General features: G+C 57.3%; 26 protein-coding genes. 14 read left to right on the top strand and 12 right to left on the bottom strand.

The features are described 5' to 3' along the window. Positions 1 to 23: 23 nt before the first annotated feature. The 5 genes from pdhA (at position 24) to ACT2B1_RS08200 (ending at position 4490) form a co-directional block, all read left to right on the top strand. The gene (gene pdhA, locus ACT2B1_RS08220; RefSeq protein WP_481668922.1) at positions 24 to 1019 is read left to right on the top strand and encodes a pyruvate dehydrogenase (acetyl-transferring) E1 component subunit alpha; all 996 of its coding nucleotides are present in this window, start codon (positions 24 to 26) and stop codon (positions 1017 to 1019) included. Between the two features lie 3 nt (positions 1020 to 1022). Beyond that, positions 1023 to 1412: a VOC family protein gene (locus ACT2B1_RS08215; protein WP_171126542.1), complete on the top strand. Its 390-nt coding sequence runs from the start codon at positions 1023 to 1025 to the stop codon at positions 1410 to 1412. Between the two features lie 3 nt (positions 1413 to 1415). Beyond that, positions 1416 to 2786, top strand: a complete 1371-nt coding sequence (locus ACT2B1_RS08210; RefSeq protein ID WP_171122184.1) for a pyruvate dehydrogenase complex E1 component subunit beta — start codon at positions 1416 to 1418, stop codon at positions 2784 to 2786. A 12-nt stretch (positions 2787 to 2798) separates the two neighbouring features. Next, on the top strand, positions 2799 to 4097 hold the full coding sequence (locus ACT2B1_RS08205; protein ID WP_171122183.1) for a pyruvate dehydrogenase complex dihydrolipoamide acetyltransferase: 1299 nt from the start codon (positions 2799 to 2801) through the stop codon (positions 4095 to 4097). 156 nt (positions 4098 to 4253) lie between these two features. Continuing rightward, positions 4254 to 4490, top strand: coding sequence for a hypothetical protein (locus ACT2B1_RS08200; RefSeq protein ID WP_171122182.1), 237 nt, complete (start codon positions 4254 to 4256; stop codon positions 4488 to 4490). A 7-nt stretch (positions 4491 to 4497) separates the two neighbouring features. Here the strand turns inward: ACT2B1_RS08200 and cysE are convergent, their stop codons facing one another. Beyond that, complete coding sequence (gene cysE / locus ACT2B1_RS08195; protein WP_481668921.1) at positions 4498 to 5307, bottom strand: serine O-acetyltransferase; 810 nt, start codon at positions 5305 to 5307, stop codon at positions 4498 to 4500. Between the two features lie 84 nt (positions 5308 to 5391). Here cysE and ACT2B1_RS08190 point away from each other — a divergent pair, with 84 nt between their 5' ends. Then, positions 5392 to 5730 (top strand): TraR/DksA family transcriptional regulator, encoded by a 339-nt coding sequence (locus ACT2B1_RS08190; RefSeq protein ID WP_171122180.1) that lies wholly within the window; start codon positions 5392 to 5394, stop codon positions 5728 to 5730. 158 nt (positions 5731 to 5888) lie between these two features. Here ACT2B1_RS08190 and ACT2B1_RS08185 read toward each other — a convergent pair whose 3' ends face one another. Continuing rightward, positions 5889 to 7151: a DNA-packaging protein gene (locus tag ACT2B1_RS08185; RefSeq protein WP_481669011.1), complete on the bottom strand. Its 1263-nt coding sequence runs from the start codon at positions 7149 to 7151 to the stop codon at positions 5889 to 5891. Then, a complete protein-coding gene (locus tag ACT2B1_RS08180) occupies positions 7060 to 7422 on the bottom strand; it encodes a hypothetical protein (protein WP_254429222.1) in 363 nt (120 codons plus the stop codon). Before ACT2B1_RS08180 ends, ACT2B1_RS08185 begins: the two co-directional genes overlap by 92 nt. Positions 7423 to 7937: 515 nt before the next feature. Here ACT2B1_RS08180 and ACT2B1_RS08175 point away from each other — a divergent pair. After that, positions 7938 to 9200, top strand: a complete 1263-nt coding sequence (locus tag ACT2B1_RS08175) for a DEAD/DEAH box helicase (protein ID WP_171240590.1) — start codon at positions 7938 to 7940, stop codon at positions 9198 to 9200. A gap of 34 nt (positions 9201 to 9234) precedes the next feature. Here the strand turns inward: ACT2B1_RS08175 and mltG are convergent, their stop codons facing one another. The 7 genes from mltG to fabD form a co-directional block, all read right to left on the bottom strand. Continuing rightward, a complete protein-coding gene (mltG, locus tag ACT2B1_RS08170) occupies positions 9235 to 10395 on the bottom strand; it encodes an endolytic transglycosylase MltG (protein WP_171126536.1) in 1161 nt (386 codons plus the stop codon). Continuing rightward, on the bottom strand, positions 10396 to 11661 hold the full coding sequence (gene fabF, locus ACT2B1_RS08165; protein ID WP_481668920.1) for a beta-ketoacyl-ACP synthase II: 1266 nt from the start codon (positions 11659 to 11661) through the stop codon (positions 10396 to 10398). It lies immediately after the preceding gene. 201 nt (positions 11662 to 11862) lie between these two features. Further along, positions 11863 to 12606, bottom strand: a complete 744-nt coding sequence (locus ACT2B1_RS08160) for a 1-(5-phosphoribosyl)-5-[(5-phosphoribosylamino)methylideneamino]imidazole-4-carboxamide isomerase (protein ID WP_171122175.1) — start codon at positions 12604 to 12606, stop codon at positions 11863 to 11865. 118 nt (positions 12607 to 12724) lie between these two features. After that, positions 12725 to 13264: a GNAT family N-acetyltransferase gene (locus tag ACT2B1_RS08155; protein WP_171126535.1), complete on the bottom strand. Its 540-nt coding sequence runs from the start codon at positions 13262 to 13264 to the stop codon at positions 12725 to 12727. Between the two features lie 140 nt (positions 13265 to 13404). Next, positions 13405 to 13638 carry an acyl carrier protein gene (locus ACT2B1_RS08150; RefSeq protein WP_008756330.1) on the bottom strand — a complete coding sequence of 78 codons (234 nt, stop codon included), beginning with the start codon at positions 13636 to 13638 and terminating at the stop codon, positions 13405 to 13407. Between the two features lie 209 nt (positions 13639 to 13847). Next, positions 13848 to 14585, bottom strand: coding sequence for a 3-oxoacyl-[acyl-carrier-protein] reductase (gene fabG, locus ACT2B1_RS08145; RefSeq protein WP_171122173.1), 738 nt, complete (start codon positions 14583 to 14585; stop codon positions 13848 to 13850). Between the two features lie 41 nt (positions 14586 to 14626). Beyond that, complete coding sequence (gene fabD / locus ACT2B1_RS08140; protein WP_481668919.1) at positions 14627 to 15565, bottom strand: ACP S-malonyltransferase; 939 nt, start codon at positions 15563 to 15565, stop codon at positions 14627 to 14629. Positions 15566 to 15736: 171 nt separating this feature from the next. On the opposite strand from fabD, the gene ACT2B1_RS08135 reads away from it, so the two are divergent. Further along, on the top strand, positions 15737 to 16963 hold the full coding sequence (locus tag ACT2B1_RS08135; protein WP_481668918.1) for a cytochrome b/b6 domain-containing protein: 1227 nt from the start codon (positions 15737 to 15739) through the stop codon (positions 16961 to 16963). Between the two features lie 57 nt (positions 16964 to 17020). Here ACT2B1_RS08135 and ACT2B1_RS08130 read toward each other — a convergent pair whose 3' ends face one another. Beyond that, positions 17021 to 17593, bottom strand: coding sequence for a YceI family protein (locus tag ACT2B1_RS08130; RefSeq protein WP_171122170.1), 573 nt, complete (start codon positions 17591 to 17593; stop codon positions 17021 to 17023). A gap of 126 nt (positions 17594 to 17719) precedes the next feature. After that, positions 17720 to 18238: a hypothetical protein gene (locus ACT2B1_RS08125; protein WP_171122169.1), complete on the bottom strand. Its 519-nt coding sequence runs from the start codon at positions 18236 to 18238 to the stop codon at positions 17720 to 17722. Between the two features lie 288 nt (positions 18239 to 18526). Between ACT2B1_RS08125 and rpsF the strand changes: the two genes are divergently transcribed. The 6 genes from rpsF to ACT2B1_RS08095 all read left to right on the top strand — a co-directional run bounded on the left by rpsF (position 18527) and on the right by ACT2B1_RS08095 (position 22250). Next, positions 18527 to 18880: a 30S ribosomal protein S6 gene (gene rpsF / locus ACT2B1_RS08120; protein ID WP_171122168.1), complete on the top strand. Its 354-nt coding sequence runs from the start codon at positions 18527 to 18529 to the stop codon at positions 18878 to 18880. 27 nt (positions 18881 to 18907) lie between these two features. Then, on the top strand, positions 18908 to 19135 hold the full coding sequence (rpsR, locus tag ACT2B1_RS08115) for a 30S ribosomal protein S18 (RefSeq protein ID WP_005608650.1): 228 nt from the start codon (positions 18908 to 18910) through the stop codon (positions 19133 to 19135). Positions 19136 to 19147: 12 nt separating this feature from the next. Beyond that, positions 19148 to 19771 carry a 50S ribosomal protein L9 gene (gene rplI, locus ACT2B1_RS08110; RefSeq protein ID WP_171122167.1) on the top strand — a complete coding sequence of 208 codons (624 nt, stop codon included), beginning with the start codon at positions 19148 to 19150 and terminating at the stop codon, positions 19769 to 19771. A 154-nt stretch (positions 19772 to 19925) separates the two neighbouring features. Continuing rightward, positions 19926 to 20402, top strand: coding sequence for a transglycosylase SLT domain-containing protein (locus ACT2B1_RS08105; RefSeq protein ID WP_481668917.1), 477 nt, complete (start codon positions 19926 to 19928; stop codon positions 20400 to 20402). Between the two features lie 196 nt (positions 20403 to 20598). Then, the gene (locus ACT2B1_RS08100; protein ID WP_171122165.1) at positions 20599 to 21300 is read left to right on the top strand and encodes a LuxR family transcriptional regulator; all 702 of its coding nucleotides are present in this window, start codon (positions 20599 to 20601) and stop codon (positions 21298 to 21300) included. Between the two features lie 95 nt (positions 21301 to 21395). After that, entirely contained in the window at positions 21396 to 22250 is an 855-nt protein-coding gene (locus ACT2B1_RS08095) for an acyl-homoserine-lactone synthase (protein WP_481668916.1), read from the top strand. Positions 22251 to 22254 lie beyond the last annotated feature (4 nt).

Below are 22254 nucleotides of genomic sequence, written 5' to 3'. Positions count from 1 at the left end.
GCCGAGAGGGGGAGATCGCCACAATGGCTGCGCGAAAAACCGCAAAGAAACCAAATGTTTCGTCGGAAGAACTGACCACCTACTACCGAGAGATGCTGCTGATCCGCCGATTCGAAGAAAAGGCCGGTCAACTTTATGGCATGGGTCTTATTGGTGGATTCTGTCACCTGTATATTGGCCAGGAAGCCGTTGTTGTGGGCCTCGAGGCCGCAGCCAAGGACGGCGACAAGCGGATTACTTCTTACCGCGACCACGGTCACATGCTGGCCTGCGGCATGGATCCGGGCGGTGTGATGGCCGAACTGACCGGACGTATTGGCGGCCTGTCCAAGGGCAAGGGCGGCTCGATGCACATGTTCTCTAAAGAGAAGCACTTCTATGGTGGGCACGGCATCGTTGGCGCGCAGGTCCCGTTGGGCGCAGGTCTGGCCTTTGCCGACAAGTACAAGGAAAACGGTGGAGTCACCTTTACTTATTTCGGTGATGGTGCGGCCAACCAGGGTCAGGTTTACGAGACATTCAACATGGCCGCCCTGTGGGAATTGCCCGTCGTATTCGTGATCGAAAACAATCAATACGCTATGGGGACCTCTCAGGCGCGCTCGACCTCGACCAAAGACATCTACCACCGAGGTGAGGCCTTCGGTATCCCCGGTGAAATTGTCAATGGCATGGACGTTCTGGCCGTCAAAGAGGCCGGTGAGAAAGCCGTCGCCCACTGTCGCGCCGGTAAGGGACCCTACATCCTCGAGGTCAAAACCTATCGCTATCGCGGCCACTCGATGTCCGACCCGGCCAAGTATCGCACCCGCGAAGAGGTTCAGAAGGTCCGCGAGCAAAGCGATCCAATTGAGCATGTGCGCGAACTACTGCTGACCGGCAAACACGCGACCGAGGACGACCTGAAGGCGATCGACAAAGAGATCAAAGAGATCGTCAATCAGGCTGCCGAATTCTCGAAAGAAAGCCCCGAGCCTTCTGTGGAAGAGCTCTGGGCAGATATCTACGCCGAGGCCTGACAGATGCCGCATTTCGAAATTCACGTCAGTGACGTCGAACAGGCCAAGGCGTTCTATACCGGCCTATTCGACTGGGCGTTCACACCAATGCCCGGCGGCGAAGAAGTCGGCTATCATCTGATCAGTGGCGACCAGATCGGCGGCAGCCTAGGGCTGACCGGTGGCCTGATGCAGCGCCATGGCGAAGCGCCCGCTGCCGGTAGCCCGGTGCGCGGCGGCACCATGACCTTTGAGGTCGGTGATTGCGACGAACGCTATGCGTGGGCATTGGCAAATGGCGGCGCCGAAGCGTTGCCGCCAACCGATTATCCTGGCATAGGCCGCTGCGCCTATGTGGAAGATGGACAAGGAAACATCGTCGGGATGATTACCCCGGCCCCGGAAGGAAACTGAGACATGGCAACCGAAATTCTCATGCCCGCCCTTTCGCCCACGATGGAAGAGGGCACGCTGGCCAAGTGGCTGGTCAAAGAAGGCGACACCGTATCCTCGGGCGATATCATGGCCGAGATTGAAACCGACAAGGCCACGATGGAGTTCGAGGCCGTTGACGAAGGCATCGTCGGCAAAATTCTGATCGCGGAAGGTACCGAAGGGGTCAAGGTGAACACACCTATCGCGGTCCTTGTGGAAGAAGGCGAGGACGCCTCTGCCCTGCCCACGGCTGCGCCCGCAGCCGCAGCGGTGGCTGAGGCCGCCCCTGCGGCGGTTGAGGCCCCCGCTCCTGCCGCTGCCCCTGCTGCACCGGTGGTCGATCTATCCCCGGACTGGCCTGCGGACGCCGAGATGAAATCCGAAACCGTTCGCGAAGCCCTGCGCGACGCGATGGCCGAAGAAATGCGCGGCGATGAAGACGTCTACCTGATGGGCGAAGAGGTCGCCGAATATCAGGGGGCATACAAGATCAGCCAAGGCCTGCTGGACGAATTCGGCAGCAAGCGTGTGATCGACACGCCCATCACCGAACACGGTTTTGCCGGGATCGCAGTTGGTTCGGCCTTTGGTGGGTTGAAGCCGATTGTCGAGTTCATGACCTTTAACTTCGCCATGCAGGCGATTGACCAAATCATCAACTCTGCTGCCAAAACGCTTTATATGTCCGGCGGTCAAATGGGTTGCCCCATCGTGTTCCGGGGGCCCAACGGTGCTGCCGCCCGCGTGGCCGCACAGCATTCTCAGGACTATGCCGCCTGGTACATGCAGATCCCCGGTCTGAAAGTGGTCATGCCTTACTCGGCTGCTGATGCAAAAGGGTTGCTGAAATCGGCGATCCGCGACCCCAACCCGGTGATCTTCCTTGAAAACGAGATCCTTTACGGACGCTCTTTCGATGTCCCGCAAGTGGATGATCTGACCATCCCGCTGGGCAAGGCGCGCATCTGGCGCGAAGGCTCGGACGTGACCATCGTGAGCTTTGGCATCGGCATGCAATACGCGCTGGAAGCCGCTGACAAGCTGGCCGAGGAAGGTATCAGCGCCGAGGTGATCGACCTGCGCACTATCCGCCCGATGGACACCGGCGCGATCATTAACTCGGTGATGAAAACCAACCGTCTGGTGACAGTCGAAGAAGGCTGGCCGCAAGGCTCGGTCGGCAGCTATATCAGTTCGGTGGTGATGCAAGAGGCGTTCGACTATCTGGATGCTCCGGTCATCAACTGCACCGGCAAGGACGTTCCGATGCCTTATGCAGCGAACCTCGAAAAACTGGCACTGATCACCACCGATGAGGTGATCGCAGCCGTCAAACAAGTGACCTACCGGTAAGGAGCGACACAGATGCCCACAGAAATTCTGATGCCCGCCCTTTCCCCCACAATGGAGGAAGGCACCCTTGCCAAATGGCTGGTCAAAGAGGGCGACACCGTATCAAGCGGCGACCTGCTGGCCGAGATCGAAACCGACAAGGCCACGATGGAGTTTGAGGCCGTTGACGAAGGCACCATCGGCAAGATCCTGATCCCCGAGGGCACCGAAGGAGTCAAGGTCAACACCGCCATCGCAGTTCTGCTGGAAGATGGCGAAAGTGCTGACGACATCAGCGCGTCAGATACCGCAGCCCCCGCGGCTGCTCCGGCAGCCGCCGCGGGTAACGAGGCCGCCTCTGGGGCGTCCGAGGCACCTGCCCCTGCTCCGGCAGCACCGGCCAAAGCCGACGGTGGCCGTATCTTCGCCTCGCCGCTGGCCCGTCGTATCGCTGCGCAAAAGGGTCTTGATCTGGCGCAGATCACCGGTTCGGGACCGCATGGCCGTATCGTCAAAGTAGATGTGGAAGGCGCTACAGCCACCGCGCCTGCTCCGGCCCCTGCACCTGCAGCAGCGGCTCCGGCAGCGGCAGCCCCGGCTGGCCCGTCGGCGGATGCCGTGGCAAAAATGTACGAAACCCGCGATTACGAAGAAATCAAGCTGGACGGGATGCGCAAAACCATTGCCGCGCGCCTGTCCGAGGCCAAGCAGACCATCCCGCATTTCTACCTGCGTCGCGATATTAAGCTGGATGCGCTGCTCAAGTTCCGCAGCCAGTTGAACAAACAGCTTGAAGGCCGTGGCGTGAAGCTGAGCGTCAACGACTTCATCATCAAGGCTGTCGCAAACGCGTTGCAGCAGGTTCCGGCCTGCAACGCGGTCTGGGCCGGTGACCGGGTGCTGCAACTGAAACCCTCGGACGTGGCCGTGGCTGTCGCTATCGAGGGCGGTCTGTTCACCCCGGTTCTACAGGATGCCGACACCAAGTCGCTGTCCGCGTTGTCGACCGAGATGAAAGACCTTGCCGGTCGCGCTCGTGAACGCAAACTGGCACCGCATGAATATCAGGGCGGCACATTCGCAATCTCGAATCTGGGCATGTTTGGCATCGACAATTTCGACGCCATCGTGAACCCGCCGCACGCTGGCATTCTTGCAGTGGGTACAGGCGTCAAAAAACCAGTTGTAGGCGATGACGGAGAGCTGACCGTTGCAACAGTGATGTCCGTAACGATGTCCGTGGACCACCGCGTGATCGACGGAGCGCTTGGCGCGGAACTGCTGCAAGCCATTGTCGAAAACCTTGAGAACCCCATGGTCATGCTGGCCTAACACCAAGAGAAACCGCAACAGCCGCGCCCGCACGTTCTGGCGCGGCTTTTTCGTGTCTGGCCGGGAAGTGAGGAAACGTGATCCGGCCAACTGTTGTTTGGGCACGCGCGGGGCGTCAAGTTGTTTGCAAATCAGACACGGATGCAAAGGTGCCCCATGACCTTCACACGGCTTACTCGGACAGGTTTGATTTTGTTGATGCTGGCTTCAATTGCACCTGCGGATGCCTATGCCAAGCCCAACAGCTATCCAGGTGAAAACTCGAAGTTCAATTCCAAAAGCGCGGTTGCCAAATGGGAAGCCGAGCGCAGCAAGCGGATTGAAGAGCGAAAGAAACGGCGGGAAGAAAAGCGGCTCAAGCGGTTGAACGAAAAGAACAACCGCCCGAACTGAGTGTGAGTTACTGATCTTTGCCCAGCATGTGGTCCATTGAAATTGCAGGCTGATCACAACCTGCTTCGCCGACAATCTTTGCAGGAATGCCCGCAACGGTTTTGCACGCAGGCACGGCCTGCAAGACAACCGATCCGGCAGCAATTCGGCTGCAATGACCCACTTCAATATTGCCAAGCACCTTAGCACCCGCACCAATCAGAACACCGTCACCAATTTTCGGATGGCGCTGTTCTTCTTCCTTGCCGGTCCCGCCAAGCGTGACGGAATGCAGCATCGACACATTGTCACCGACAACCGCAGTTTCGCCGATTACGATGGAATGGGCGTGATCAATCATGATCCCTTTGCCTATTTTCGCGGCCGGGTGGATATCAATCCCGAATATCTCGGACGAGCGCATCTGGAAGAAATACGCCAGATCGTAGCGCTTCTTTTGCCATAGCCAATGCGCCACGCGATAGGCTTGCATTGCCTGATAGCCCTTAAAGTACAGAATCGGCTGCAGCAGGCGATGGCAAGCCGGGTCGCGCTCGTACACAGCCATCAAGTCGGCACGGGCCGCCTCGATCAGCGAGTGATCATCCGCATAAGCTTCGTCCACGATCTCTCGTAATACCATCATGGACATTTCATTCGAGCACAGCTTGGCCGATACCCGGTAGGACAATGCCCTATCTAGACTGCGGTGGTGCAGAATACAGGCGTGCACCAACCCGCCCATCAACGGCTCATTCTCAACGGCCAATTGAGCTTCGGTCGTGATGCGATCCCAGACGGGGTCGACGGGTTTAACGTGACTGCGCGTTTCCAACATGGCTTTTGATCCTTTGCTGCGCCTAGAATGCCATTTAGAGGCAAAAACGCCAAACGCAAACCCGTGATCAGCAGGATAACGAAAATGAATGCTTCTTTGATGGCCGAATTCGAGGCCCGAATACGCAGTCGTTTAGCGGAACTTGCTGACAACTCGGAAGCAGGAAAGAAGGCGCAAGCCATTGTTGAACTGGACCAACAAGCCATAGGGCGCCTTAGCAGGATGGACGCGTTGCAGAACCAGGCAATGGCCAAGGCTCAGCAAGCCAACAGGGACGTCGAAATGAACAGATTAAAGGCGGCATTGCTTAGGATCGACGAGGGAGAATACGGATTCTGCGAAGACTGCGGTGAAGAGATCCCAATTGGTCGCCTGAACTTGGATCATGCGGCCACCAAGTGCGTTAGCTGCGCATCCGGGTGAGCCGTTTACTTGGTTATTTTTGCATTCTCACCACTCTGTCGGTGATTTTGCCTCGCTCACCATACAGGCGAAATGGCGATGTCGTGTCGCAGGCGGCGCCTTTTGTTGCTCACGTCGCCTGAGAAGGCTTCTAAGAAGAAGGCTAATTACTTAGCCATCTAACCTACCGTAAGAAATGCTTGCAGACCGGGACCATAGCTGGCCGAAACCTGTGCCACCTGGACTGTGTAGGAACCGGACACACCGTCGGCGAGTTTTGCAGCCGACGTATATGTCCAGCGGGAAATTTGAACCAATTCCTCACGCACCAATGACCCTTCGGCCCAAATCTGTATCAGATAAGCTTCGGACTCTTCGCCCAACGGGACGTCGATTCCGGCCCCGAACTCATCCATCGCGTCAATCGCCGCCTGCGCCCAGCCCGCAGGACCAACGCCCTGCACAGTGCGGTCGGCCAGCACATAGGCGCACCATTCCTCAAGCGGCCCCTGTAGTTGCGCGCCGACCACTACGATACCACAGGCATCCGCATGCGCCCCCACTGTCACCGCAGGGTCCAGTGCCACTACGATACGATCCAAACCGGGCACTTTATCTACCCGCGCCGCATCCAGCATCGAGCCTGTCCACAACGCGCCCTCAGCATCCGACAGCAAAACCCCATCCAATTCCTGCCGCCCCAGCCGCGTACCAGCATAGCGCGCGCGTACCTCGGCCAGAAACGAGTCCGCCAGATTGGCCCGGTTCGCCTCGGTCGGCGCGTGGGTCTGCACGGTGGACGGAGAGGCCAGCAAATCCTTCAAAACCTTCACATCGCGCGGCGTGGTCGTCACGCAGACCCGCGGCCGCTCACCCAGACGCAAGGCAAACTGCAACATATCCCAGGTCTCTTCGGCCTTTTTCCACTTGGCCAGTTCGTCTACCCACGCGGCATCGAATTGCGGGCCGCGCAGCCCTTCGGGATCATGCGCCGAAAACGCCTGCGCCTCGGCTCCGTTGGGCCAGATCAACTTGCGTTCCGATGCCTTCCAAACAGGTCGACGATCCGGGGGCGAGCATTGCAAAATCCCGCTATCGCCAAAAATCATCACGTCGCGCACCTGATCAAATGTCTCGCCCACCAACGCCACCCGACTGGCCTCTCCCCTGTCCAGCGGCTTAGCCCCTTCGACCATCGCACGCACCCACTCGGACCCTGAGCGCGTCTTACCTGCCCCGCGTCCACCCATGATCACCCACGACCGCCAGTCCCCCTCGGGCGGCAATTGATGCGGCAGCGCCCAAAACTCGAACAGGAAAGGGAGGGCACACAGCCCCCCCTCCCCGATCTCACTCAGAAATCTGTCCCTCACCGCAGCATCGGCGGAGGCGAGCCAGCCTGCACCCGATTTCAAATCGAGCGCGCTGAAGGTCGAGCGCATAGCCCCCTTGGGCAATTCCGGCTTGTCTGTGATGTTGTTCGACAAAGCTTATCTCCACTTTCTGGCAACTTCGGATCAGCCCCTCTAACTGACCCAGTTGCTTGCCTGCTCCGGCAAAGTCTGCATCCTCCCCGGCACCGATCTGCCTGCGCAGTTCTTCCGCTGCTTCGCGCAGATCGCGAATGGATCGCTCAAGCGACTGCAACAAGTCAGCCGTCTGGGTAATCCGCTCTTCCGGGGTAATCAAAGTCATGTGTGCCTGTGACCTCATGCGTGAGTTTTCTCCGCACGAGAGAAGCAAAAATCGGCCACCGGGCTTACCCGCGCCGATACCCACCTCTTCTAGCATGACACCAAGCCTAAGATAATAAGTTCGTAAAGTCAAATAGTTACGCAACACTCACGCAACAGGAACCGACCTGTAATTTAACTATTTCTCAAGACCTTCCACCTCTGGGTCACGACCCGCCATATCCTTGACAACAAGCACACCGATTGGGAAACTCGACAATTACACAGCGGTAAACTTGACATTCCCTCGCCAAACACGCATGTGCCCCGAAACAAGGCGCTTCCGCGTGAGCATAGACGGTCGTATTCGACCTTACAGCGCCCAAACCTCTCCAGTTCCCCTTCACGCAGGGTTCTTGTTGCGATGGCCGGACGGCACAGGGCTCGCCTGCGCGTCCCGAGGCTTCGCGAAACCCTGTAGGCTCGTGCGGTGCGCACGTGTCGATGTATTTGTTCGTGGCTAATAGGCGGCCACGGATTGAAAAGGATGATTACTTGTTCGACTTTGACATGCTGGGCCTTGCCCCGGCCCTGAATGACGCGCTGAAACGCGCAAACTTTACGCAACCCACACCGATCCAGAATCAGGCCATTCCGATGGCGCTGCAGGGTCACGACATTATGGGGCTGGCGCAAACCGGCACCGGAAAAACTCTGGCCTTTGGGTTGCCGCTGATTGATCACCTGCTGGCGCAACCCGGCAAACCTGCCCCCAAGACAGCCAAGGCGTTGATCCTTGCGCCGACGCGTGAGCTGGTCAATCAGATCGCGGAAAGCCTGCGAACCCTGACAAAAAAAACAAAAATCCGCGTCGCAACCGTTGTGGGTGGTCAGTCTATCGGCAAGCAGATTTCCTTCCTTGCACGCGGAACCGATATCCTTGTCGCAACACCCGGTCGCCTGATTGATTTGATGGAACGCGGCGCTGTTGATCTCAGCTCGGTCCGCCATCTGGTGTTGGACGAGGCTGACCAGATGCTGGACATGGGGTTCATTCACGCCTTGCGCCGTATCGCGCCCGAACTTGGCACACCGCGTCAAACCATGTTGTTTTCCGCTACGATGCCCAAGCAGATGGAAGAAATCAGCCAGACCTATCTAACGAACCCACAGCGCATTCAGGTCTCTCCTCCGGGGAAGGCGGCTGACAAGATCACACAGTCGATCCACTTCCTGAGCCGGACTGAAAAGCCCGCCAAGCTGCGCGAGATTCTGTCTGAAGACGCCGATGCTCTGACATTGGTATTTGCGCGCACCAAGCATGGCGCAGAGCGATTGATGAAAGACCTCGTCGCTGACGGCTTTAACGCGGCCTCCATTCACGGCAACAAAAGCCAAGGCCAACGCGACCGTGCAATCAAGGCGTTTCGCGCGGGTGAGATCAACGTGCTTGTGGCAACTGACGTGGCCGCGCGCGGCATCGACATTCCCGGCGTGGCATATGTAATTAACTACGATCTTCCCGAGGTGCCCGACAACTATGTGCACCGGATCGGCCGCACCGCTCGCGCAGGTCGCGAAGGTGAAGCTATTGCATTCTGTGCGCCGGATGAACTGGATCAGTTGAAGCAGATTCAAAAGCTGATGAAGATCGAAATCCCCGTCGCCAGCGGCACAATGCCCGAGTTTGCAGAGCCCAAAAAACCGCGCAAACGTGGCGGGTTCCGCCGTCGTGGGCCAAAGCCACAGGCAGCCAACGCGTCGGCCAAGCCCAGGTCAAACCAGCGTCGGCGGCAGAAAAGAAAACCGGCCGCATGAATTGAAAAAGGTGCCGCAACACGCGGCACCTTTTTTAGTTTCCTGAACTTTGGCGTTCGGCTTCTATCTCACGCCATTTGGCGACATTACGGTTATGCTCGTCCAACGTTTCCGCAAAAGCATGCCCGCCTGTACCGTCCGCAACAAAGAACACATAGTTCGTGTCTTCCGGGGCTACGGCGGCTTCCAGGCTTGCTAGACCTGGACTTGCAATCGGAGTTGGCGGCAAACCGTCAATCACATACGTATTCCAAGGCGTTGCGCGGCGAAGTTCGCTCCGACGCAAGCCGCGACCCAAGGTCCCTTGACCTTTCGTTACGCCGTAAATGACGGTCGGGTCTGTCTGCAACTTCATGCCACGCTCAAGACGGTTCACGAAAACACTGGCCACCTGTCCACGCTCATGCGGAACGCCTGTTTCCTTTTCGATGATCGACGCGAGAATTAGCATTTCTTCCGGGCTGCTGATTGGCAGATCATCCTGTCGCTTTTCCCAGACCGCGTTGACGCGCAACTGCTGCCTGTCCTGCATACCCTGCAGAATGGCGTTCCTGTCAGCGCCGCGTACCACATCATAACTGTCGGGTGCCAACATTCCCTCTGCAGGAATTTCGGTAACTTCCCCGGTCAGCGCATCAATCTGCTTCAGCCCTTCGACCACCTGCCACGCGGTAACGCCTTCGGCCACCGAAACCCGATAGCGCGTATCAGCGTCATTGCGTTTCTCGGTATAGGCCGCGGGTGCCTCCTCTTCGGCGACATCGAATGACGCAATCTCATCAAAATCGAGCGTTGCTGGATTCAGCTCACGCACCCGAGTCTGGATACGCGTCACACCAATGCGGTACTCAATCTCGGACCCGCAGGTACTGGCACCGCTACGCGTGATTTCGTCGATGATCTGCTCCATCGACGAACCTTCGCGCACCAGGAAACTGCCCGCTTTCAACTGCGGGGCTTTGTCCGTGTAATCTGCCGCCATACGAAAGATCATCGCGCTACTGATCGCGCCCTGATCCTCCAGTTTCTGACTGACTTCGGTCATGTTGGACCCGCGCTCGACCTGAAGGCAGATCGCGGTTTCCAGTGGGCCTTCGTTTTTGTAACGCGACTGCCCCCAAAGGATAAGTCCGCCCGACAAGAACAGGCCGACAACCAGAATGGTCAGCATATTGGACGCCAGAGCGCGCCACATTTAGCTGGCCTTTCCGAAGATCACGCTGGCATTCGTGCCACCAAACCCGAACGAGTTGGACAGTGCCACGTTGATCTCACGCTCTCGCTTGGCGTTCGGAGCCAAGTCGATAGGTGTTTCAACAGCGGGATTGTCCAGATTGATCGTCGGCGGGGCCACCTGATCCCGGATTGCCAGGATAGAAAAGATCGCCTCAATCGCGCCAGCAGCCCCAAGCAGGTGGCCTGTGGCAGATTTGGTCGAGGACATGGTCGCGTTTGCGGCGTGTTCGCCTAGCAAACGTTCAACTGCGCCCAGCTCAATTGTGTCCGCCATGGTCGACGTGCCGTGCGCGTTGATATAGTCCAGATCCTTTGGCTCCAGCCCGGCACTGCGCAGCGCGGCCTGCATTGAACGCTCTGCACCATCACCATCCTCGCTGGGGGCGGTGATATGGTAGGCGTCGCCGGACATGCCGTATCCCAACACTTCGGCATAAATCTTCGCGCCACGCGCCTTGGCGTGCTCGTATTCTTCCAGAATGACGATTCCGGACCCCTCACCCATGACAAACCCGTCACGATCAACATCGTAAGGACGGCTCGCGGCTTTGGGGTTATCTGCATATTTGGTCGATAGCGCCTTGCAGGCATTGAAGCCCGCGATGCCGATCTCGCAGATGCAGCCTTCGCCGCCACCTGCGACCATGACATCGGCGTCTCCTGCACGGATAATCCGGCTTGCGTCGCCGATTGCGTGGGCGCCTGTCGAACATGCAGTCACCACCGAATGGTTCGGCCCCCTGAAACCGTGGCGGATGGAAACCTGACCCGAGGCCAGGTTGATCAACGCGCCGGGAATAAAGAAGGGGGACACCCTGCGTGGCCCCTTGTCACGGATCAAGTTCGCCGTTTCCGCAATGGATCCCAGACCACCAATCCCCGAACCGATCAGAACACCGGTACGTAGGCGCGCCTCTTCATCTTCGGGAAGCCAATCCGCGTCCTTGCAGGCCATTTCAGCAGCCGCGATCGAATATAGAATGAAGTCTTCAACCTTACGCTGCTCTTTTGGCGACATCCATTCATCGGGGTTGAACGTCCCGTTTGTTCCATCGCCGCGGGGGACTTCGCAGGCATAGGTCGTCGTGACCCCACTTGCCTCGGCGTCGAACAGCGTGATTGGTCCCGCGCCGGATTCTCCATCCAACAGCCGTGACCAGGTTTCCTCGACCCCGCTGGCCAACGGAGTGACCAATCCCAGACCGGTTACAACGACTCTGCGCATGAAGTGCCTCTTGCCTGCTTCGTGTTTAAGAAACGCTCATACCCCGTGCCGGGGTGCGGGGGCAAGAGCAACAGCAAATTCTGCGTTGAACACCTGACGCTGCGAAAGGCAAAGAAATGCCGAAAGCGGTAACCCCAAGCCTAAAAAATAATCCGCCCCCTCAAAATAGATGAGGAGGCGGACAGAGGATTCGGACTTATCTTACTGAAATTCCGCCACGGGCTCATGAGCCGCGCTTGCGACGCTCAGGGCTTCTGACAAGTCAATTGTCTTGCGGAACAACGCCCGACCGACAAGTGCACCCGAGATATTGGGGATGTAGGCCAAACGAGAAATGTCATCCGCAGTACGCACAACGCCGCTTGCGATGATAGGCGTACGAGACTTTTCGGCCAGACCCGAGATCAAACCCAACTGCGCCTCAACGTCTTCCATATCGCTGTCGATATCAGTCACGAGAATGGCGGCGAAAGGCGTGTCGGCGAATGCCTCAATAAATGCCTCGGGGGTAAAGGCGCTCTGACTGCGCCAGCCCTCGGTCATGACCTGACCCTGCCAGACGTCCACGGCCAAAACGATCTGGTCCGGATGCAGCTTGGCAAGCTCTTTGACCAGATTGGGGTCCCAGGCCGCCAAGGTACCGATCACGATCCGCCCGGCGCCCTTGTCGATCCAATATTCAACTTGCTCGCGGGTCCGCATGCCACCCGCCAACTGCACGGGAATCTCTGCCGAACGGATAATCTCTTCGACCAGTTCCGAGTTCGTGTCGCGCCCTTCGATTGCGTCGAAATCCGTCAGGTGCATCCACTCAGCTCCGGCGGTGGCCCAGCCATGCGCCGTTTCTGAAGGATTCACATGCCAAATCATCGCCTCGTCCAAGCGGCCCTTGTCCAGCGTAACGCACCGGCCGCCCTGCAGTTCCATCGTGGGGTAAATCCTCATGAGCTTGCTCCTCCGCCCAATCAATCTGGAAATCCAGAATATCATAGTCAGAGAGCAGCGGCCGCGTTCTTCCAGTTTCGGCAAACTACGGGCAATTTGCGGCATCGCACCTTGCGTTTCAGTGGCGCATAGGAGGTCCGTTTCGACGCAAAAGATGAACGGGTGAACCTTGGAACTCGCTTTCTCTTATCAACTCGTACCCCAGCTTTTCCGCCAGCTTCTGAGAAGACGAATTTGAAGAATTCACCAATGCAACCAATGGCCCAGGCATAATTCGATCAAACCAATCATGCGCGGCCTGCGCCGCCTCCAAGCCCAAACCCCGACCCTGCGCTTCGGGTGCCAGAACCCATCCAGCCTCAGGAAAACTGTCAAAGTCGTCGCCCAAGGCACGATTTCCATAGAAAAACCCCGCCTGCCCGATCATCTGACGATTCGATTGTTGAATGACCGCCCACTGGCCAAATCCGGCCATTTGCCAGTGCCCTGCGTTTCTAAGGAACGAATCCCACGCTTCGCCACGGGATCGAGGCGTGCCGCCGATATGGCGCACGACACAGGGGTTGCGCCAGATTTCGGCGAACCGGTTAAAATCCTCGGGCCGCATGCCGCAAAGCGTCAGACGTGCCGTGTTGATCATCGGGGTGGATCGTATCATGCCCTGCCCGCTCAGATATTTATGCCTCGCCCAAATGGTTGCGTAGGAATATCACGGCTGACAAGCAAGAATTCCGCTGGGGCACAAAAAACGGCGCCTCCGTTGCCCGGAAGCGCCGCTTTTTACTGAATTCGAAGGTCTTAGGACGCTTCAGAGATGAACTTGACGGCGTCGCCAAAGGTCTGGATGGTCTCGGCTGCGTCATCGGGGATTTCGATGCCGAACTCTTCTTCGAAGGCCATGACCAGTTCAACAGTGTCCAGGCTGTCCGCGCCCAGATCGTCGATGAAAGAAGCGTTTTCCGCTACTTTGTCTTCTTCGACACCCAGGTGCTCAACAACGATCTTTTTAACGCGATCTGCGACGTCGCTCATGTCTATTCCTCATTCCGTTTCAGGGCGTAGTGCCCGGTTCTGCCCTTGCCCGCTCAGGCTGGCTTTGATTTGCCCGATCCGGGCGGTTAAGGTCCCCGATTACCGGGAAAGTAGAAGGCCGACCATGTGGCCGACCCCTGCATTTATGCGCCGCCTATAGCACAGACAACGCCCGAGGCAAACGCTTTCGCACCTGCCCCGATCCGCGCTCACAACATGGCCATACCGCCGTTAACATGCAAGGTGGTTCCGGTAACATATCCAGCTTCGGGGCTGGCAAGATACAGAACCGCCGCCGCAATTTCCGAGGCATCCCCCATGCGACCTGCAGGAACCTGTCCCAGAATTCCCGCCTTCTGGTCGTCTGTCAGCTTGTCGGTCATTGCGGTCGTGATGAACCCCGGTGCCACAGCGTTCGCTGTAATCCCGCGGCTGGCAACCTCATAGGCCAGAGACTTGGTCATACCAACCATTCCCGCCTTTGACGCGGCATAGTTCGCCTGACCGGGGTTGCCCGTGGCCCCCACAACAGACGAGATGTTGATGATCCGGCCCCAACGCGCCTTCATCATGCCACGCAGCACGCCTTTGCACAGCTTCGCGGTCGAGGTCATGTTGACGTCGATCACACTCTGCCATTCCTCGTCCGACATACGCATAAACAGGTTGTCGCGGGTAATACCTGCGTTGTTGACCAGAATATCGACCGACCCCATTGCATCGGCCGCCTGCTTCGGCAGGGCTGCCACAGCCTCGGGGTCACTCAGATTACAGGGCAGCACATGGGCGCGACCACCCAGTTCGCCAGCAAGGGCTTCCAACGGCTCAACCCGAGTACCCGACAGCGCAACAGTCGCGCCCGCAGAATGCAAAACGCGCGCGATCTCACCGCCAATCCCGCCCGAGGCACCGGTGATCAGTGCGTTCTTACCTGTCAAATCAAACATTCGATTATCCTTTTCATACGCATCCAGCGATGCGCTGTGTCTTACAATTCGGCCTGGGTCACATTCTGCACGTCATCCGGCGTGCCAACAGCTTTACCCGCGATCGCGCGGTCGATTTTGCGGATCATGCCCGACAAGGCTTTGCCTGCCCCGATCTCCCACGTTTCGGTCACGCCCTGCGCGGCCATGTACTGAACGCTTTCGCGCCAACGGACCGAGCCGGTGACCTGTTCGACCAGCAACTGGCGGATCAGATCCGGGTCACTAACGGCCTCGGCGCGGACATTTGCGATCACCGGCACGGCAGGCGCCTTGATTTCAACCCCGGCCAGAGCTTCAGCCATCACATCCGCCGCAGGCTGCATCAACCCGCAGTGGAAAGGGGCGCTCACCGGCAACATCACGGCACGCTTGGCACCTTTTTCCTTGGCAATTTCAGCAGCGCGTTCCACAGCGGCCTTCGCTCCCGAAACCACAACCTGCGTCGGATCGTTGTCGTTTGCAGCCTGACAAACCTCACCCTGCGCGGCTTCGTCGGCCACAGCGCGGACGGCATCCAAATCCAGCCCAAGGATCGCGGCCATTGCGCCCTCGCCCACTGGAACAGCGCTTTGCATCGCTTGTCCCCGGGTGCGCAACAGGCGCGCCGTATCCGAAACAGACAACGCACCAGCCGCTGCCAGAGCCGAATACTCGCCCAACGAATGACCCGCCACAAATGCGGCATCCGTGATGGAAACGCCCTCAGCCTCCAATGCGCGCATCGCTGCGATCGACGTGGCCATCAATGCGGGCTGTGCATTCTGGGTCAGAGTCAGTTCAGCGATATCGCCTTCCCAGATCAGGCTGCTCAGCTTTTCGCCCAATGCCTCATCGACCTCGTCGAATACCGCCTGCGCGGTGGGATACGCCTCGGCCAGAGCCTTGCCCATTCCGATGGTCTGGGCGCCCTGCCCGGGGAAAACAAATGCGCGTGTCATTGCAACCTCTTGGATGACGTTAGGTTGCGGCGGGGTGTAAACCGTGTGACCGCGCGGCACAAGCACTGCCTTGGGTCTGCGCCTTGGCACCATAGCTGTGCGCGGCCCGCTATTGTGTCCTGACTGTATGGCGATAGGTTGATCAAAGCGATACTACCTCCGGAGCATCAGATGTCCGCGACGAATACCTTCTCCAGTTATGGCAGCGTCACAAAGACCTTTCATTGGCTGACCGCCCTGTTGATTTTGACCGCCCTACCGCTGGGCTGGATCGCAAACGACATTGCCCATGCCATTTATGATCCGACGGTCCCAACCACCGAGGACGACATCGCGCGGGCTGCTCGTCTGTTTTCAATGCACAAGACTGTGGGCATCACGGTTTTCTTCGTCGCGCTCGCCCGTATCCTTTGGGCTTTCTCACAAACCAAGCCCGGCCTCTTGAACGCCGATAACAAACCCGAAGCCTTCGCCGCCGAGACCGTTCATTGGCTTCTCTATGGGTCATTGGTTCTGGTCCCTCTGACCGGTTGGGTGCATCACGCAGCGGCGGAAGGTTTTGCGCCGATCCTGTGGCCGTTCGGGCAAAACTTGCCATTCGTTCCAAAATCCGCGCATCTGGCAGAGCTCACAGCCAGCCTGCATTGGCTGTTCGTCTGGACACTTGCGGGATCTCTGGTCCTGCACATTACCGGGGCACTCAAGCACCATGTCGTCGACAAGGACAGCACCCTTCGGCGAATGCTGCCGGGCAACGCAAAGGCACCTGAACCACCTGCGCAACATCACTCGGCCATTCCGGCTTTTACAGCACTGGCTGTCTGGGGCGCAGTTCTGATCAGCGGATGGAGCATCGGTGCATTCGACCATCATTCCCACGCCGACACCGACACCACCGAACTGGCCGAGGTACAATCCGACTGGCAAGTTCAAGAGGGCACCCTAGCCATAACGATCGCACAATTGGGCAGCCCCGTGACAGGTCAATTCGAGGAATGGACCGCCGCCATCGCGTTTGATGAGCCGGAACAGCCCGGGCTAGCCGGGTCAGCCGAGGTGACGATTGCTATCCCATCGCTCAGCCTTGGCACTGTCAGCGGTCAGGCCATGGGCGCGGATTTCTTTGACAGCGCGCAGTTTCCAACAGCCCAGTTCAAAGCAGACCTGTACAAAACCGAAACCGGGTATGAGGCACGAGGGCCCCTGTCAATCCGTGACAAATCCGTAGATGTCATTCTGCCATTCACGCTGGACCTTGAAGGCGATCGCGCAACCGTCAACGGGCAATTAGAGCTGAACCGTATGGATTTCGACATCGGCACATCACAGCCCACCGAGGAGTCCTTGGGCTTTGCTGTTGTTGTCTCGGTGGACCTGACCGCGACACGCGGCGAATGATAAAAACCGCCGGAGCTTATGGCTCCGGCGGTTTCGCATTCGATATCTGAGATTGCCTTAGTCGGCTTTCTGGGCCTCGACGGAAATGCGCACCTCAACCTCATCACCAACGAAAGGCGCGAATTGGCCAAGGTCGAACTCGCTGCGCACAAGTGTCGTTGTTGCGTCGAAACCCGCCCAAGGCTTGCCAGCCATCGGGTGTTCGCCAACCTGATTGAGCTTGGCGTCCAGTACAACCGACTTGGTCACGCCATTCATGGTCAGGTCACCTGTGATATTCGCAGTATTCTCGCCAGTGACCTCGATACCAGTCGAGGTGAATGTCACCAGATCACCTTCAACTGCGCCAAAGAAATCCTCGGTCATGAAGTGATCTTCGCGCGGCTTCCAACCTGTGAACATCTCAACAACAGGCATGGACACGGTCACGCTCGAAGCTGCCGGGTTTTCCTGATCAAACATGATCTCGCCTTCAAATCCCGAGAACATGCCGTAAGTGGTCGAAAAGCCAAGGTGGTTATAGCTGAAGATGACTTGGCTGTGGCTGGGGTCCAGAACGTATTTTTCAGCGCTCGCAAACACCGAAGTCGCTGATACGGCCAGTGCAGCAGCAAGAAGTGTGGATTTCATGACAATCTCCGCAATGTTATGGATGCAAACCTGTTGGGTTGCTCGATAACGAAAATGTGCCGCCCAAGGGCGGCACACAAGTCTTATTCTCTCACAACATCTGTTCCTTTTTGAACAGAGTGGAAATCACGCGAAGATCGTTACACTTCCGCTCAATTGACCCTTGAGCGCTCGGCTGACATCCGCCGACTGCAGTGGCAACTTCATCAACAGGCTGCCATCGACGTCGAACAGCTCAACCTGATCGTCGGAAAATTTGGCACCACCCAGCGTGTCATAGCTGCGACGCAGTACGGTCTGAGGGCGTCCATTTTCGTTCTTTTGCAACACCCGAACCTCGCGGCGGATCGGGTCGAAATAGGCATCAGGCCGCGCATCCAGAACCTGAATTGTCAGCAGACTGACCCCAACGATCAAGAAAGCAAGCGATGCAACCAGTTTGATTGGCCATACTTCCGCAGCCATGACCGAGCCCGGTGCCAGCCACATCGAAAAGGACATTACAATCAGAAATGCGCCTACAACGCGGGCCAGAACCATCCGCACCTTCCAGTTGGGGGCGAAAGTGATGAGGACTGGAACTGATTTTTCAAAAGCCGCGTTGCTCGCGGACTGTTCAAACGTATTCGTATTAATCGCGGTCATTTTTCTCACCCTGTTTTCAGGTTGCCGACTTGGGTCCGGTGTGTGGTCCGGTTTTTGTCCCGGTATGCAATTCAATTTCGAATTGAAAAGCGTCAGGAATTGGGCAACCCAAAGGAAATAGCAGGACTTCACCAAGGCATATGTGACGGGACTTGCCCCCCGGCCATAAACGTGTATACGGGGCCATCCTTCGCTAATCGTATGAATCGCGCAGCCTCTCGTGGCAGGGTCGCGAAGGGTTGAATGGCCCCGCCTTTGAAGTGCGCCTTGATATAAACAGGAGTGCACATGCCACTGTATGAGCATGTAGTGATCGCGCGTCAGGATCTGTCCAACGCGCAGGCAGAAAGCCTTGTCGAACATTTCGGCACCGTTCTGGCTGACAACGGCGGCAGCGTCGTCGACAGCGAGTACTGGGGCGTCAAGACGATGGCTTACAAGATCAACAAAAACCGCAAAGGCCATTACGCCTTCCTCAAGACTGACGCGCCTGTGGCTGCGAAAGACGAGATGGAGCGCCTGATGCAACTGCACGACGATGTTATGCGCGTTCTGACCATCAAGGTCGACGAGCATGCCGAGGGCCCTTCGGTCCAGATGCAGAAGCGCGATGAGCGCGAAGGCCGCCGCGAGCGCCGCTGATCAACGCCTGACGAAAGGACATAAACCATGGCCGCAAAACCATTTTTCCGCCGCCGCAAGGTCTGCCCGTTCTCGGGTGAGAATGCGCCGAAGATCGACTATAAAGACACCCGTCTGCTGCAGCGCTACATCTCTGAGCGTGGCAAGATCGTTCCCTCGCGCATCACCGCCGTTTCGGCCAAAAAGCAGCGTGAACTGGCCCGTGCTATCAAGCGCGCCCGCTTCCTCGCCCTGCTGCCCTACGCCGTGAAGTAAGGAGAGACTGACATGCAAGTTATCCTGCTGGAACGCGTTGCGAAACTGGGTCAGATGGGCGACGTCGTTGACGTAAAGCCCGGCTTTGCCCGCAACTTCCTGCTGCCCCAAGGCAAAGCCCTGAGCGCATCGGACGCCAACATCGCGTCGTTCGAAGCCCAGAAAGCACAGCTTGAAGCACGCAACCTGGAAACCAAGAAAGAAGCTGAAGCGCTGGCTGAAAAGCTGGACGGTCAGCAGTTCATCGTGATTCGCTCGGCATCGGATGCTGGCGCGCTGTACGGCTCGGTCACCCCGCGTGACGCCGCAGACGCCGCGACCGAAGCTGGCTTTACCGTCGACAAAAAACAGGTCGCTCTGGTCGCCCCGATCAAAGAGCTGGGCCTTCACGCGGTTGCAGTCAAACTGCACCCCGAAGTCGAAGTTGAGATCAAGATGAACGTCGCCCGCTCGGAAGAAGAAGCCGAACTGCAGGCTTCGGGCAAATCGATTCAAGAACTGGCGGCTGAAGAAGAAGCCGCCGCAGAGTTCGAGATCGCCGAGCTGTTTGATGATATTGGGTCCGCTGCGTCTGAAGACGAAGATCTGGTGGCCGAAGAAGCTCCGGCTGAGGAAGAAGACGAAACCAAAGCCTGATTTTGGTAGTCTAACCTATGAAAAGGCTGCACGGTTCGTGCGGCCTTTTTTTGTCGGCTCGTTTTACGGGCAAAATTCGGCCAGATTTTTCACCTACGCTTGCAGTCTGACGATTGATTCCTATCATCACGCCCAGAATGACCGGAGACCTTTTATGCCCCTCCTCCTACGACGCAGCGTTTTGGCCATGCTGCTTGCCGCCCCCCTAGCCGCTTGCGGTGGCCCTGAAACGCCAACCCGCGCCCAGTTCGATCCGCCGCTTTACCCCAACGAAACGCCCGAACTGCGTGCTTCGATCAACAAATGGGCCGATCATTATGAATTGCCTCGCGAGCTTGTCCACAAACTGGCAATCCGGGAAAGCACCCACCGCCCATGGGCAGTAAACCGGCCTTATTATGGCTTGCTCCAGATCCTTCCCGCGACTGCAAGGTCAATGGGATATACCGGTACCCCCAAAGGCTTGCTTGATGCGGATACCAATCTGGAGTTTGCAGGAAAATACCTGCGAGGCGCTTGGCTTTTGTCTGACGGCGATCAGCAGCGCGCAATCTTTTTGTACGCGAAAGGGTATTACCCCGAGGCGAAAGTGCGCGGGATGCTTGTTGAGACCGGCCTGAGGTCAGAATAGCGGCGTCGCGACAAGCAAAAATCCACCGACAGAATGTCACGTTGGCCCTTTGTTCGCAGCTAATTCACTGCGACACACCTGCCGAAGCCTCACAAATTGCTTGCCCTTCATGGCATAGGTGACACAACGTATGATTTAGTATGGACAGATATGGCTTTTCTTTGGGGAAAGAACTGCCGCCACAAAGGTTGGACAAGTGAAACTAATAGACTTGGCCGCGATCGACCATGAGGAGAAGTCGGCCGCCGACATATTAAATGCCGTCTGCCAGGAGCTCGGCTTTGACTATGCGTCTTACGCCACGTTCAATCCCGTCAAGGGGGATGTGCAGGGGTACGCGAACTATCCCGATGAATGGAAGATTCACTATGGGAACCAAGGTTTTCACCATTTTGACCCCACACTGCATCAATCTCTCCTCAGCATCGCACCTGTGGATTGGAGCCGGTTCCATCACGACGAAAAATTCCACACCGTATTTCGCGACGCGCATGATTTCGGGATTACGTCCCGCGGATTAACGGTGCCGGTGCGGGGGCCTTACGGCGATTGTGGGCTGCTAAATGTTACCCGGGACTGCTCGGATGACGAGTGGGAAAGGCTGAAAAGACATATCATGGGCGATTTGCAACTGGCCGCGGTGCAAGCCCATGACACGGTCATGCAATCCGGCCTGTTGGCCAAAGCGCTATACCTGCCCGCCTTGTCGACGCGGGAAAAAGAAATCCTGCAGTGGGTCGCGGAAGGTAAGTCTCAGCAGGACATCGGCGACATCCTTTCAATTTCGCATCGTACCGTTGAAGTACACATGCGGTCTGGTCGGGAAAAGCTTGGGGCCTTGACGACTCCGCAGGCGATTGGGCGCGCAATTGGTCTTGGTTTGATAGCTCCTGGTTAACAAAACCACAAAACCCTACGGGATACCCCCAATAGCCTAAGATTCGAACATGGTTAATTTTGCCTCCACGGTAACCAGACTGTAGGGGGATGGATATGATCATCGTAATTGATGGTATCAACCAACATAAATTCAAAGATGTCCTTGATGAAATGTACCAATTGCGGGCGCGTGTATTCGGCGACCGGTTGGGATGGGATGTAAACATTGTAAACGGGCGCGAACGCGATCAGTTCGACGACTTGCACCCTGCACATGTTGTCAGCATCAACGACGATGGGGATGTCGTTGGCTGCATGCGGCTGTTGCAGACCACGGGGCCACACATGCTGTCCGATGTGTTTCATTCGATTTTGGACGGTGAACCTCCGATCCGCAGCGCGCAGGTCTGGGAAGCCACCCGGTTTTGCGTCGACACCAAAAAGTTATCGCATGGTCGTGGCAAGAACACCGTTTCATATGTCACCAGCGAAGTCATGATCGGCTCTTTCGAATATGCGATGGCCGCGGGGGTATTGGACTCTGTTGCCGTGATTGATCCCGTCATGAACCGGGTTCTGCAACGGTCCGGCAACGCACCATACGACTATGTTGGCACTGCCAAGCCGATGGGCAAAGTGGTCGCAATGGCGGCGTTGATGGATTGCTCCGAAGAGCGGATTTCAGGAATTCGGGACTACGCGGGTATCAAACATGATGTCTTTCTAAGCGACGAGGCTGCGCTGGATCTGTTCGCCGGAACGAAAATCAAGCCAAAGCAGGTTGCAAACTTCGACCGCAAGCCACTGACCCAATTGGAAAAATATTTTGTGGAACAGATGAAAGCCGCCACAACCAAAGCAGAGGTCAAATCCGTTCTGCAATTGATTGAAACGCTGTCCGCGAGTTTCACGCCAGAGCAAAAGATCGCTCTGCTGAATACCCCCCGTGCTTTAGCTTATGAGGCCTAACCCC

Source organism: Ruegeria sp. S263, assembly GCF_056780525.1.
This window is presented reverse-complemented; position numbering and strand designations above follow the sequence as displayed.

Excerpts from the sequence above, each read along its gene's own strand:
- pdhA (WP_481668922.1), top strand. The coding sequence starts at position 24 with ATGGCTGCGCGAAAAACCGCAAAGAAACCAAATGTTTCGTCGGAAGAA.
- ACT2B1_RS08215 (WP_171126542.1), top strand. The coding sequence starts at position 1,023 with ATGCCGCATTTCGAAATTCACGTCAGTGACGTCGAACAGGCCAAGGCG.
- ACT2B1_RS08210 (WP_171122184.1), top strand. The coding sequence starts at position 1,416 with ATGGCAACCGAAATTCTCATGCCCGCCCTTTCGCCCACGATGGAAGAG.
- ACT2B1_RS08205 (WP_171122183.1), top strand. The coding sequence starts at position 2,799 with ATGCCCACAGAAATTCTGATGCCCGCCCTTTCCCCCACAATGGAGGAA.
- ACT2B1_RS08200 (WP_171122182.1), top strand. The coding sequence starts at position 4,254 with ATGACCTTCACACGGCTTACTCGGACAGGTTTGATTTTGTTGATGCTG.
- cysE (WP_481668921.1), bottom strand. The coding sequence starts at position 5,307 with ATGTTGGAAACGCGCAGTCACGTTAAACCCGTCGACCCCGTCTGGGAT.
- ACT2B1_RS08190 (WP_171122180.1), top strand. The coding sequence starts at position 5,392 with ATGAATGCTTCTTTGATGGCCGAATTCGAGGCCCGAATACGCAGTCGT.
- ACT2B1_RS08185 (WP_481669011.1), bottom strand. The coding sequence starts at position 7,151 with ATGCGCTCGACCTTCAGCGCGCTCGATTTGAAATCGGGTGCAGGCTGG.
- ACT2B1_RS08180 (WP_254429222.1), bottom strand. The coding sequence starts at position 7,422 with ATGAGGTCACAGGCACACATGACTTTGATTACCCCGGAAGAGCGGATT.
- mltG (WP_171126536.1), bottom strand. The coding sequence starts at position 10,395 with ATGTGGCGCGCTCTGGCGTCCAATATGCTGACCATTCTGGTTGTCGGC.
- fabF (WP_481668920.1), bottom strand. The coding sequence starts at position 11,661 with ATGCGCAGAGTCGTTGTAACCGGTCTGGGATTGGTCACTCCGTTGGCC.
- ACT2B1_RS08160 (WP_171122175.1), bottom strand. The coding sequence starts at position 12,606 with ATGAGGATTTACCCCACGATGGAACTGCAGGGCGGCCGGTGCGTTACG.
- ACT2B1_RS08155 (WP_171126535.1), bottom strand. The coding sequence starts at position 13,264 with ATGATACGATCCACCCCGATGATCAACACGGCACGTCTGACGCTTTGC.
- ACT2B1_RS08150 (WP_008756330.1), bottom strand. The coding sequence starts at position 13,638 with ATGAGCGACGTCGCAGATCGCGTTAAAAAGATCGTTGTTGAGCACCTG.
- fabG (WP_171122173.1), bottom strand. The coding sequence starts at position 14,585 with ATGTTTGATTTGACAGGTAAGAACGCACTGATCACCGGTGCCTCGGGC.
- fabD (WP_481668919.1), bottom strand. The coding sequence starts at position 15,565 with ATGACACGCGCATTTGTTTTCCCCGGGCAGGGCGCCCAGACCATCGGA.
- ACT2B1_RS08135 (WP_481668918.1), top strand. The coding sequence starts at position 15,737 with ATGTCCGCGACGAATACCTTCTCCAGTTATGGCAGCGTCACAAAGACC.
- ACT2B1_RS08130 (WP_171122170.1), bottom strand. The coding sequence starts at position 17,593 with ATGAAATCCACACTTCTTGCTGCTGCACTGGCCGTATCAGCGACTTCG.
- ACT2B1_RS08125 (WP_171122169.1), bottom strand. The coding sequence starts at position 18,238 with ATGACCGCGATTAATACGAATACGTTTGAACAGTCCGCGAGCAACGCG.
- rpsF (WP_171122168.1), top strand. The coding sequence starts at position 18,527 with ATGCCACTGTATGAGCATGTAGTGATCGCGCGTCAGGATCTGTCCAAC.
- rpsR (WP_005608650.1), top strand. The coding sequence starts at position 18,908 with ATGGCCGCAAAACCATTTTTCCGCCGCCGCAAGGTCTGCCCGTTCTCG.
- rplI (WP_171122167.1), top strand. The coding sequence starts at position 19,148 with ATGCAAGTTATCCTGCTGGAACGCGTTGCGAAACTGGGTCAGATGGGC.
- ACT2B1_RS08105 (WP_481668917.1), top strand. The coding sequence starts at position 19,926 with ATGCCCCTCCTCCTACGACGCAGCGTTTTGGCCATGCTGCTTGCCGCC.
- ACT2B1_RS08095 (WP_481668916.1), top strand. The coding sequence starts at position 21,396 with ATGATCATCGTAATTGATGGTATCAACCAACATAAATTCAAAGATGTC.